Source organism: Shewanella metallivivens, from assembly GCF_028750675.1.
GTDB classification, from domain to species: Bacteria; Pseudomonadota; Gammaproteobacteria; order Enterobacterales; family Shewanellaceae; genus Shewanella; species Shewanella metallivivens.
Window position 1 is genome coordinate 250,573 of the sequence record NZ_JAQQPZ010000003.1, and the last position, 12,378, is coordinate 262,950.

General features: G+C 41.7%; 12 protein-coding genes. 6 read left to right on the forward strand and 6 right to left on the reverse strand.

Going from position 1 to position 12,378, the window contains the following annotated elements; all coding sequences use genetic code 11:
* The first annotated feature begins 2 nt into the window (after positions 1-2).
* From barA to PQR79_RS06455, 6 genes are all read left to right on the forward strand, one after another.
* The gene (gene barA, locus PQR79_RS06430) at positions 3-2,837 is read left to right on the forward strand and encodes a two-component sensor histidine kinase BarA (protein WP_424532311.1); all 2,835 of its coding nucleotides are present in this window, start codon (positions 3-5) and stop codon (positions 2,835-2,837) included.
* Positions 2,827-3,426, forward strand: a complete 600-nt coding sequence (locus PQR79_RS06435; protein WP_238106989.1) for a YjaG family protein — start codon at positions 2,827-2,829, stop codon at positions 3,424-3,426. Before barA ends, PQR79_RS06435 begins: the two co-directional genes overlap by 11 nt.
* Before the next feature lie 109 nt (positions 3,427-3,535).
* The gene (locus PQR79_RS06440) at positions 3,536-3,709 is read left to right on the forward strand and encodes a DUF3319 domain-containing protein (protein ID WP_238106987.1); all 174 of its coding nucleotides are present in this window, start codon (positions 3,536-3,538) and stop codon (positions 3,707-3,709) included.
* Positions 3,710-3,910: 201 nt separating this feature from the next.
* The gene (locus PQR79_RS06445; RefSeq protein ID WP_238106986.1) at positions 3,911-4,879 is read left to right on the forward strand and encodes an AEC family transporter; all 969 of its coding nucleotides are present in this window, start codon (positions 3,911-3,913) and stop codon (positions 4,877-4,879) included.
* A 129-nt stretch (positions 4,880-5,008) separates the two neighbouring features.
* Entirely contained in the window at positions 5,009-6,667 is a 1,659-nt protein-coding gene (gene recN, locus PQR79_RS06450; RefSeq protein WP_238106984.1) for a DNA repair protein RecN, read from the forward strand.
* 66 nt (positions 6,668-6,733) lie between these two features.
* Entirely contained in the window at positions 6,734-7,870 is a 1,137-nt protein-coding gene (locus PQR79_RS06455) for a hypothetical protein (RefSeq protein ID WP_238106982.1), read from the forward strand.
* A gap of 93 nt (positions 7,871-7,963) precedes the next feature.
* On the opposite strand, the gene PQR79_RS06460 is transcribed toward PQR79_RS06455, so the two are convergent.
* From PQR79_RS06460 to PQR79_RS06485, 6 genes are all read right to left on the reverse strand, one after another.
* Positions 7,964-8,455: a phosphatidylglycerophosphatase A family protein gene (locus tag PQR79_RS06460; protein ID WP_238106981.1), complete on the reverse strand. Its 492-nt coding sequence runs from the start codon at positions 8,453-8,455 to the stop codon at positions 7,964-7,966.
* A 10-nt stretch (positions 8,456-8,465) separates the two neighbouring features.
* Complete coding sequence (gene thiL / locus PQR79_RS06465) at positions 8,466-9,422, reverse strand: thiamine-phosphate kinase (protein ID WP_238106979.1); 957 nt, start codon at positions 9,420-9,422, stop codon at positions 8,466-8,468.
* Positions 9,423-9,509: 87 nt separating this feature from the next.
* Complete coding sequence (gene nusB / locus PQR79_RS06470; RefSeq protein ID WP_188917351.1) at positions 9,510-9,914, reverse strand: transcription antitermination factor NusB; 405 nt, start codon at positions 9,912-9,914, stop codon at positions 9,510-9,512.
* Between the two features lie 13 nt (positions 9,915-9,927).
* On the reverse strand, positions 9,928-10,404 hold the full coding sequence (gene ribH / locus PQR79_RS06475) for a 6,7-dimethyl-8-ribityllumazine synthase (RefSeq protein ID WP_188917349.1): 477 nt from the start codon (positions 10,402-10,404) through the stop codon (positions 9,928-9,930).
* A 123-nt stretch (positions 10,405-10,527) separates the two neighbouring features.
* A complete protein-coding gene (ribBA, locus tag PQR79_RS06480) occupies positions 10,528-11,631 on the reverse strand; it encodes a bifunctional 3,4-dihydroxy-2-butanone-4-phosphate synthase/GTP cyclohydrolase II (RefSeq protein WP_238107211.1) in 1,104 nt (367 codons plus the stop codon).
* A gap of 61 nt (positions 11,632-11,692) precedes the next feature.
* On the reverse strand, positions 11,693-12,349 hold the full coding sequence (locus PQR79_RS06485; protein WP_238106978.1) for a riboflavin synthase: 657 nt from the start codon (positions 12,347-12,349) through the stop codon (positions 11,693-11,695).
* Positions 12,350-12,378: the final 29 nt, after the last annotated feature.

A 12,378-nucleotide genomic window follows, 5' to 3' on the forward strand; every position in this document is an offset into this window, starting at 1 on the left:
ATATGACCAAATACAGCCTACGTTCTTGGGTTCTGGTACTAGCGTTAGCGCCCACAATTGTAGTGGGTATTCTACTTGGAAGTTATTTCACGATAAACCGCTTTTATGAATTGGAAGACACCTTAATTGTCAAAGGCAGCAATATTGTTGAACCTTTGGCCATCGCCAGCGAGTTCGGCATCATTAATCAAGACAGAGACTCAACCAAACGCTTACTGGCAGCCTCGCAAATAAACAACGCATCACTCATCCATTCTATTGCCGTATTTGATGCCGAAAACCAGCTGTTTGTCACCTCGCATTACCATAAAGATTTTGAAACCATGCGTTATAAACAGCCTCTAGCTCAATTAATTGGCGTGGATCACGAAACCATTGATGACACCATGGTCATTAGGGTGCCTATTATTTCGCATACCGGCTATGAAGCATCGTTATTAAGTAGCTTAAACCGCTCAAAAGATAATGATGCACAACCCATCACTCAGCATCTCATAGAGCCCATTTATAATAGCCAACAAGAACAAGTCTTAGGGTATATCTCGGTGTTGTTGAACAAAGAAAATGCCCTTCTTGAACAACATAGAGCCGCTATTGCCGCATTTATTATTGTATTGATTGGTGTGCAGTTTAACTTATTTTTCACTTTCCGTTTAGTGAAGCATGTTAACCATCCAATTACAGAAATGGTTCGGGTAGTGGCAAAAATTCGTGAAGGAAAACTCGACACACGTCTTGAAGGTAACTTGATTGGTGAATTGGATTTATTAAAACGTGGCATTAACGCCATGGCGAGTTCATTGTCTGAATACCACGATGAAATGCAACAAAATATTGACCAGGCCACCTCCGATTTACGCGAAACTTTAGAGCAAATCGAAATTCAAAACGTCGAGCTAGATTTGGCCAAAAAACGCGCATTAGAAGCCAGCCGCATTAAATCTGAATTTCTTGCCAATATGTCCCATGAATTACGCACACCGCTTAACGGCGTCATTGGCTTTGCAAGACAGTTACTTAAAACGCCTCTGCACACCAGTCAACTCGATTACATTAAAACCATTGAGCGAAGCGCCAGCAACTTACTGGGGATTATTAACGACATCCTCGATTTCTCTAAACTCGAAGCCGGTAAAATGGTGCTCGAAAAAATGCCTTTTGCGCTCCGAGAAACGCTGACAGAAACCTTAACCATTATTGCCGGTAGTGCCCATGAGAAAGGGTTAGAGTTGGTTATCGACATTGATGAAAATGTCCCCGAAAGTGTCAGTGGCGATGCAATGCGAGTAAGCCAAATCATTACCAACCTCGTTGGAAATGCAATCAAATTTACCGATATTGGTAGCGTAATCCTTAAAATTCACCTTGTAAGACAAGATGAAGATAATATCACCCTACGCTGCGAAGTGATCGATACCGGGATTGGCATTGATGAAAGCCAACAAGAATATTTGTTCCAAGCTTTTGGCCAGGCAGACTCTTCAATTTCACGCCGTTTTGGCGGCACGGGGTTAGGATTGGTGATCACTAAACGCCTTATTAATCAAATGGGCGGCCAGATAGGGTTTACCTCTGCACCGAATAAAGGCTCTAATTTTTGGTTTATTTTACCTCTTGGACTTAGTCAATTTGAAATTGGCGAGGTGATTCCTGTTGAAGTCCTTCAGCATAAATCGGTTTTACTTTATGAGCCTCGCGAGTTAACCCGTGACATGCTTAATCGCCGCTTGGTGTCATGGCAACTTATCTTAACTAATGTGACTAATCCAGATAACCTCACGTCAGCACTCAAAAGTCAAAACAGCAAATTTGATTACATTATCATCAGCTGCCATGGCTTTGCAGACAATGCAGCCTTTATCGAACTATTACAACAAGCTCGCCAACATACTGACTGCCTTATACTCTTACACGATTGCATTAACCAAGATGTGATTATCAATGTACTCAAAGCCAATGCCGACATTCTGCTTAGTACACCCGTAAGCGATTTAACCCTAGCGCATCATCTTATTTATCCGCCAACACCAGCAACGCTATTCAGCTTGCCAGAACCCGCTAAAATTGATGCTCCAAAACGACTTAATGCATCTGTTTTAGCGGTTGATGACAACATCGCCAACTTAAAACTCATCGATACATTATTAAAAGAATTGGTCGCCAATGTTGTCACGGTGAACAACGGTAAGGAAGCCATCGCACAGGCCAAAGCCCATGCATTTGACTTAATTTTTATGGATATTCAAATGCCCGGCACCGACGGGATAACAGCCACCCAGCATATACGCGCACACTCACTGAATCGCCACACCCCCATTATTGCTGTGACAGCCCATGCAATAGCTGAAGAGCGAGAAAATATTTTAGCCAGCGGAATGGACGGATTCTTACCAAAACCCATCGATGAAGTGTCATTAAAAGGCGTGATTAGTCGCTGGATTGCTAAACCCCAATTTACTCACTTTGACAGCCATATCCTCAATTGGGATTTATGCCTAACCCAGGCAAACCAAAAACCTGATTTAGCCTTAGATATGCTCAAGATGCTTGTGAGTTCAATACCCGAAACAATCGAGACCATTACCAACGCATTAAACGACCGTGACAGCAGCACGTTATTACAAGCTGTGCATAAACTGCATGGTGCAACTTGTTATTGCGGTGTACCAACAACCCAAAAGCTTTGCCAAGACATTGAGTCGGGATTAAAGCACAAAATTAACATCGATGATTTAGAGCCAGAAATACTAGAGTTACTTGATGAGTTAACTAAGGTAGAATCAGCGGCAAATCAAGTGATAAACCAGCTATCAGTGGATATACCTCATGACCAGTAAAACCGGCTTTTTTAAACGCCTTAAGGCACTTTCTTTACCACAAAAGCAACTTTTTGCACTTGCGCTATGCCAACGCATGCTACCTAATTACCAACTATTTTCTGAAGTTTGCGAATTTGGTGAGCCACAAGTATTAAGCACAGCATTAGAATTATTATGGCAAAGCCAGTACGACAAAAAAATTAAATTCAATATTGACGTGCACCTGCAACGTCTTGATGAAAACACCCCTGATCCAAGTAATTTTGAAGCCTATGGTGCATACCCCGCAATGGATGCCGCAGTTGCCATTGCAACTTTAATGAGTGCGATTAACAGCAAAATTGAAGAAGACATCACTAACATCAGCAAATTGTCATCAAGTACCGTTGCTCACTATATTGAAGCCATTAGCGACGAATCGTTAATGGATGAAGAACTTGATGAGTTTGTTTTTTCACATCCAGTAATGGAACAAGAAAAGGAGCTTCAAGGTATGCTACTCGATATTATCGAAGCCAACCCTGATATTGATAGCGAGCTAGTGAAAGGTTTGCGCAAAGACATTATTGATGCCGGTGTATCTAATATTGGCATCAGCATGCAGTGATCCGTTTTAGGCCACTATGAGCTAAACAAAACAGCAAAATAGTCACAGCACTCAATCTGTTGTCATCTAAACAGCCTGAAGCGATTCAGGCTATATAGAGTAATCGTCCATGAAAAAGATTTTTTACCAAGGTTACACCTTTACCAACCCTGACGGTAAAACAGATAATTGGACCTTAGTGATTGGCAACCAAGTTCGTGTTGGCTCATTGTTTGAATTAAGAAGACAAGTGCATTTTTTTACTGAACTTGGTATTTTACCCCCGCCAAAAGTCACCAAATAACCCGCAAATGATAAGCCACAAGGTAAACACTGATACTGAAAGAAAAGTGTTCAAACCTCATCAAACGTTAACCGATTAAATGCTGACGCAATAAACGCTAGTCTCATTAAAAACATCATCTTTATCATTAGTCTAATTGCATCACGACAGACAAAAGCAGTAAAGTGACACCTCTATCATTTTGCGAAGGAATTGCGAGGGATGTCCAGTATTCTTACCCCGCTTATTGCTGTATTCACCATCATGCTGCTAGGTAGCTTATTTCAAAAAAGCAGAATCTTGCCTGCGGATACCGATGTCATTCTCAATCAATTTGTTTATTACGTTGCGTTCCCGGCGATTTTATTGATTGTTTTAGCAGAGACCCCGATTGAAGATATTGCTCAATGGGGCTTTATTGCAGGGTTTAGCTTAGCAATGGTCATCACCTATTCGGTAGGGGTATTACTGTCATTGTGGCAATCGCCCAAACAGCAAGCGATCGCAGCAATGCGCGCATTAAATTCTACATTTGGTAATACTGCATTTATCGGTATCCCACTAATGAGCTTAATGTTTCCCGGTAATAAAATGGCCTTGGTTGCCGCAGCTATTGCAAGCTTGTTATCGGTGATCATGTTTGCCTTTGCGCTGGTGTCAATTGAACTTGCTAGCCGCAGTAAACAATCAACTGAACCAGCCATGTTAATTATGGCAAGCGCACTGGGTAAAAACCCCATTGTAGTAGGAAGCGCAATAGGTATCACATTATCGGCATGCCATATAACCTTACCTTCGAGCATATCTTTAATGCTGCACCAAATAGGCAATACCTCAAGCCCTTGCGCCCTATTTGCTATCGGCATGGTACTGGTTAAAGCCTTACGCCAACAAAGTGGCCGTAAAGTATTTAGCACAGGATTAATTGTCGAACTAAACGGCATTAATTTGCTAAAACTTGTGGTTCAGCCACTGATTGCATACGCCCTATTGAAGACATTTGGTGTTACGCCGCAATGGTTAACCATGGGAGTGTTATTAGCGTCATTACCCACGGCAGCAAGTGTTTACTTACTGGCAGAGCGTTACCAAGTCCATGCCAACGTGAGTGCGCAAGGGATCCTATACGGCACCTTAATGACCTTTTTGAGTTTACCGATAATAGAAACGCTATTAAAAACGTATGGTTAATCATTACTCCATTTTCTGGTTAACAATTAAGCAAAGATAATTTTAAGTCAACTACTTTACTGTATAAAAAATCAGTATATACTGTTTATCAATACAGTACTTTGGTGGTTTCATTGACAGGAATTCATTATGCTTTGCCAACTCAGCATTAACAATTTTGCTATCGTACGTTTTTTAGAACTCGACTTTAAAGCCGGTATGACAAGCATTACCGGTGAAACCGGTGCAGGTAAATCGATTGCTATCGACGCTCTGGGGTTATGTTTAGGTAATCGCAGTGATGCTAATACCGTAAGGCCAGGCGCCACTAAAACTGAAGTTAGCGCTCGCTTTACCTTGCACGATGTACCTCTAGCTAAACGCTGGCTTGAAGACAATGATTTGGACGCCGAAGATGAATGCATACTGCGCCGTACCATCAATAATGATGGCCGATCACGTGCCTATATCAATGGTAATCCAGTTCCTGTGACACAATTAAAAGCAATTGGTCAGTTGCTCATTGGCATTCATGGACAGCACGCCCATCATGCAATGCTGAAAAGCGAACATCAATTAAACTTGCTCGACAGTTACGCTAACCATAAATTACTCCTCGATAGTGTTAGTGCCAGTTACCAGCGTTGCAAGCAGGTTGAAAATGAATTAAAACAACTTGAACAAGCACAGCATGAGCGTATCTCTCGTCAACAGTTGCTGCAATATCAGGTAGAGGAACTCAACGAGTTTAACCTAGGCTTAGAAGAGTTTGATGAAATAGAGCAAGAGCACAAGCGTTTAGCTAACGGCACCGATCTAATTGAACGTTGCCAAGCGGGTTTGCACTTACTTACCGAAAGCGATGAGGGCAACATTGAATCATTGCTCAATAAAGTGACCAATATCGCAGACACGTTACAAGGTTATGATGACTCACTTGCGCCCATTAGCACGATGTTGAATGAAGCACTGATCCAAGTACAAGAAAGTGCCAGTGAAATCGAAAGTTATTTAAGTCGCTTAGAACTCGATCCTGAACATTTTGCCTTCCTTGAAAAGCGCTTATCTACAGCAATGCAACTCGCTCGAAAGCATCATGTCAGTCCAGACAAACTCGCATTACATCATCAAGAGTTGATGGCCGAATTAGCCGAGCTAGCGGGGGATGAAAGCAAGCTAGATGAAATAAGAATGCAACTTGAAGCCAGCCAAAAGGCTTATTTAACCAATGCACAAAAGCTCAGTCAAAGTCGGAGTCGTTACGCCAAAGAATTAGATAAATTGGTCACCCAATCGATTCATGAGCTCAACATGCCTAAGGGTAAATTTAGTATCCAAGTTATTAATGACCCAGCCAATATTTCAATGAATGGCAGTGATAGTATCGAATTTATGGTGAGCACTAACCCAGGGCAGCCTTTACAACCCATTTCAAAAGTCGCTTCTGGCGGTGAATTGTCTCGTATAGGACTCGGTATTCAAGTGATAACCGCTAAAAAAGTCGCTACTCCAACACTAATATTTGATGAAGTTGATGTGGGTATTTCTGGACCGACGGCATCAGTGGTTGGCAGGATGTTACGCAGCCTCGGAGAATCGACTCAAGTCTTGTGTGTGACCCACTTACCACAAGTGGCAGGTAATGGTCATCAGCACATGTTTGTGAATAAGTTTAACAAGGCTGGTCACACTGAGACAACCATGCAAGCATTAGATAAAGATCAACGAGTAAATGAATTGGCACGCTTACTAGGTGGAGACGTGATTACTGAAAACACCTTAGCCAACGCTCGAGAATTATTACAATAAAGCTCATGATTTATCAAATGGCAGCAACATGTTACCATTGTGTTAAATGGAATTTACGGATAATGAATGATGATGACGTTGTTAAAAACGATTGGTGTGCTGGTTGGGATAATGAGCAGCTTGTTGGTATTTGTCGTTGTTTGCTTAGTGGCAATCAACGCGTCTGACAGAACAAAATCGCCAAATACATTATTAGTTGAAAGCTGGCTAAAGCAGCAACCTGTTGCATCGAGCACAAACGGGTTTGAATATGCCAAAACTATCGTTGGCACTACTGAAGATAATGCATCGCTTCAACAAAAATCATTGTTAGTCCTGAGTACAGAAGAAGTTGAGTTAACGCGTGGTTTTAAAACCGCTTGTTATCAAACTGATATCGTCACATGTAATCAATTTATAAATGATAACGATACTTATATTCAGGATGTTGTAGGTAAATACAATGCTGAGATAGAGCAATACAATACTTTATTAAGCATGCCTGATTGGCAAGAAAGTGAGCAGTCTCTGACACATCAGAAGCAAATCCACTGGAGTAAACTTTTTAAACTTAGAGATTTAAGCATACTGGCAGCGATAAAAGGAGTTAACGCTAATGCAAGTATAATCGATATTGATGGTGTTACAGCATTCTTAGATAGAGACGCTCATTTTTGGAATAATGTGTACCACTCTTCTCGCTCGTTAATGAGCCATACTATTGCCTATAACATGCTCAAGCTACAGTTAAACTTGGCTAACTCTATTAGCCCTGAAAACAAAGAATTTTCGAAAAAAATTAGCACCTGGCAATCTCCTTTCATATTAACTCAAAGCGACTTTAAGCGAATATTTTCAGGTGAATGGCTCTTTGGTCGTAACATCATGCAGCAAATGGAAATAGATGCTCAACAAGAGAGCGCGCCATTTTACGAGCAATGGTTAGTCAAAATGTTTATTAAATCCATTGATGATGATAACTTGCGGGCTGAATATTTCGTTAACATGGCCAAAGAGCCCGCTTCTACAGATGCTACGTTTACGCTTATACAACCAGAATATTGCGATAACGACAATAGCTTGCTGCAGTTATGGCAATTACGCTACAACCCGATCGGTAAAGTATTAAGCTGCACTTTTTATGAAACAGATCTTAAGTTGCGCATTGTCAATATGAATAATGAAATTGAACAGCTACGCAGCAATTTAATGATGACTCAATAAATGTCAGTATCGTTAAGTTTACAACCACAAGAATCAAATATAAAAAAGAGCACATTGTGCTCTTTTTTAAAATAGTTAAAGTTTATAGCTACGTTATAAATAATAAACCGCAAGCTGTACACCAATTAATGCAAATACACCTGCTAAGACATCGTCTATCATAATCCCAAAGCCACCGTGAACTTTGGCATCTAACCAGCGAATAGGCCAGGGTTTAATGATGTCAAAAAAGCGAAATAATATAAAACCAAGTACTAACCACACAAAGCCTGCAGGCGCAGCGATCATGGTGATCATTAACCCAACCACTTCATCCCATACAATTGCACCGTGATCATGTACGCCCATGTCTTTTGCGGCTTTGCCACAAATGTAAAAACCAGCAAGCATACTTAACACTGTAATAAGCAAGTAGGGAGTTAAACTCAACTGTTGCATCAATAACACCAAAGGTATAGCTGCTAGGGTGCCAAAGGTGCCTGGTGCTTTGGCAGCTTTACCACTGCCAAAACCCAATGCCAAAAAATGAATTGGGTTAGCAAGCGACAGTTTGTTCACGAATTTATCTTGAGTCAGTAGTTTCATAGTTCGTCATTTAAAAGTGTTCAAAACCATGCGATACCGGAACAAACGGTTCACCTTGGTCAACCAACTTGAGTTTATCGCCCGCACAAATTTGACCAATTTTGACAAATTTAACCCCAGCATGGATCAGCGCAGTATCAATCGCTCCGCGTTGAGACTCTGGTACAGTAAATAATAATTCATAGTCTTCGCCGCCTGTTAGCGCATAACTCAGCGCCTCTTCACGGCTTAGGTTTGTTTTAATGGATGATGATAATGGGATTTGGCTAACATCGATAGTCGCGCCCACTTTCGAAGCTTTAAGCACATGCTGAATATCAGACACCAACCCATCAGACAAATCGATAGCACTGGTGGCTAAGTTTCGTAAAGCTTGTCCAGCTAACACTCGAGGAGTGGGATAATAATGGCGGTTAATCAGGTATTCTTTATCTTCGGTATTTACGATTTTAGCACCACGTAAAATATCTAAACCTAAAGCGGAATCCCCTAACGTGCCTGTCACATAAATCCAATCACCATTGCGAGCGCCTGCGCGAGTCAGTGCACTGCCCTTTATCACTTGGCCATTAATGGTAATGCTAATACTGCGAGGACCACGAGTGGTGTCGCCACCAACTAACGCAATACCGTAATATTCGGCAATTTCAAATAAGCCATCGCTAAAGCGTTCAAGCCATTCAGGCTCAACACTGGGTAAAGTGATCGCTAAAGTAAACCACGCAGGCTCTGCCCCCATGGCCGCTAAATCTGATAAATTCACTGCCAGAGATTTATAACCTAAAGCATGGGCTGGAATGTCAGCTAAGAAGTGAACGTTTTCGACTAACGTGTCACAAGATATCGCAATCGATTTATTTTCTGCCGGATTCACTAAGGCACAGTCGTCGCCAATGCTCAGTTCAACATCGCGTCTTTTTTGGCCTTTATTGCGGAAGTAATGTTCGATGAGTTGAAATTCTTTCACATTCAGTTTGGTACGGAAAACCGACCACCTTAATTTAGAAACAATTAATGGATATGAAAAACGGCATCCGAAGATACCGTTCTGGTGTTACTTGTGTTTCACTAATTTATCAAGCAAGCCGTTTACAAATTTGTGGCTATCATCGGCACCGAATGCTTTGGCTAATTCGATACCTTCGTTAATGGCGACTTTAAACGGCACATCTTTACGGAAGGTCAACTCGTAAGTTGCCAAACGGACAATGGCTTTCTCTACTGGTGAAACATCTTCAAAATCACGATCTAAATGTGGCTTTAGTAAATCATCAATCTGTGAGGTTTTAGACGCCACACCAGATAATAATTCACGAAAATAGGCAACATCTACACCGTCTGTGTTCTGTTCAGTTAAAAACTCATGTTCTACGTCAGCAACATTGTTTTTGCTCAACTGCCATGAATAAATGGCTTGAACGGCTAGACGGCGGGCCTTACGGCGCTCTGAAGGTTTCATACTTTTCCTACTATTACAGCTGTTGTTCTAGTTGTTGCAGTACATTAACCATTTCAAGCAGACCAAGGGCAGCTTCGCCACCTTTGTTACCTGCTTTAGTACCTGAACGCTCAATAGCTTGTTCAATGGTATCGGTTGTTAATACACCAAATGAAACAGGTAAGTCATAGTCTAAAGCAACTTGAGCTAGACCTTTGTTACATTCGCCGGCAACAAAATCAAAATGAGGAGTTCCGCCACGGATCACAGCACCAAGTGCGATGATTCCGTCGAATTTTCCGCTTGCTGCAACACGTTTTGCTGCAAGTGGCAATTCAACTGCGCCAGGTACACGCACAACGGTAATGTTGTCGTCGCTTACCTGACCGAAACGCTTTAATGTGTCTATTGCACCGTCAAGCAGACTTTCAACTAAAAAACTATTGAATCGCGATATTACGATCGCCACTTTGGCATTTTTCGCTTCGATATTACCTTGAACTACGTTCATTCTATCTTACCTAAATTAGCTAAAGCACCCGGCTCGGGGCAAAAAGAGGCGCTATGATATCACAGCCATTAGCCCTGAGCGCTATGCAATTAATGAAATTGTTAAATTTACCGATTATTCGGTTTATTCACTTATATAATCAGTGACTTCTAAACCAAAGCCTGACAACGAATGATAACGCTTTGGCGAACTTAATAGCCGCATGGTGGTGACCCCTAAACTGGCTAAGATTTGTGATCCAACACCCACTTGGCGTGATGTACCCTGCCACATTGCTGACACAGGTGATTCACCGTTATCTTCAGCTTCAAACGCTTTGACTTTTGCTAGCAATTGGCTTGGACTTTCAGTATTACCTAATAACACCAACACACCGCCATCGGTAGCAATTCGCTCCATAGCTTGCTCTAACGGCCAACTGCGTTTTTGATCGCGCTCAGAATGCAATAAATCGTTAAAGGTGTTTTGCAAATGAACGCGGACTAAACAGTTTGGTTTAATTTCGTCTTTAACCATTGCATAGTGTAGTTGATTATCGATGGTGTCTCTAAAAGTAACCATGGTAAATTCCCCAAAACGAGTGGGTAATTTACAGGTTGCTTCACGCACAACTGTGGTTTCATTGGTATTACGGTATTCAATAAGATCAGCAATGGTACCCATCTTAATACCGTGTTTTTCACTGAATATTTCTAAATCTGGACGACGCGCCATGGTGCCATCTTCATTTAAAATTTCAACTATCACGCTCGATGGTTCACATCCTGCTAAGCGCGCTAAATCGCAACCCGCTTCAGTGTGACCCGCGCGCGTTAGTACGCCACCCTCTTGTGCCATTAACGGAAAGATATGACCGGGTTGCACTAAGTCAGATGCTTTAGCCTCTTTTGCCACGGCAGCTTGCACGGTTATGGCACGATCGTGGGCAGAAATTCCCGTTGTGACTCCCGTAGCCGCTTCAATTGACACGGTAAAGTTAGTTGAAAACTGAGCGTTATTATTGGTGACCATTAACGGTAAATTTAACTGAATACAACGTTCTTTGGTCATCGTTTGGCAAATGAGCCCACGCCCATAGGTTGCCATAAAATTAATTGCTGCTGGCGTGACTTTATCAGCCGCTATTATCAAATCGCCTTCATTCTCTCTGTCTTCATCATCCATCAAGATAACCATTTTACCTTGACGAATATCTTCAATGATTTCTTCTATGCTGTGTAGCGCCATTGTCAGACCTTTATTTATCGATTTATAGTATTTGAATGTTGGGTACAATTTTTATATGTCATTAACGTAAAAATCCAGACTTAGCGAGCAGCTCCATTGTCACCCCTGAAGTGGGTTCAGGGTTTACCTCAGGCTGCATTAATCGCTCTAAATATCGGGCAATTAAATCCACTTCAATATTAACGCTATCGCCCACTTTTAATGCCACAAGAGTGGTTTCGCTTGCGGTATGAGGCACTATCGTTAATCGAAAACGCGTTCCATCCACTTCGTTTACAGTTAAGCTTACGCCATCAATGGTAATTGAGCCTTTATGAGCAATATAGCGGCTCAGCGATGCCGGTGCCGTCAACCAAAACTCCAACGCCTTACCTCGAAAAGCACATTGTTCAACTTTCGCCATACCATCAACATGGCCACTGACCATGTGACCACCTAACCTTGTGTTAGCAGTAACCGCTTTTTCAAGGTTTACTTTTTGGCCCACTTGGTAACGGCTAAAACACGTTAGTGCTACCGTTTCAGCGGAAATGTCAGCAACATAGCCATCCGCTAGACACTCAACAACAGTTAAACAAACACCATTCGTTGCAATGCTGTCGCCCAATTTAACGTCGGCTAAATCTAATTTTCCACTCGCAACCGTTAGGCGTATATCATTCCCTTTACGATCAATTTTACGTAATGTACCAAGGGCTTCAATTATCCCAGTAAACATAATGACTCACTTTTGACTTTTATTCTTTG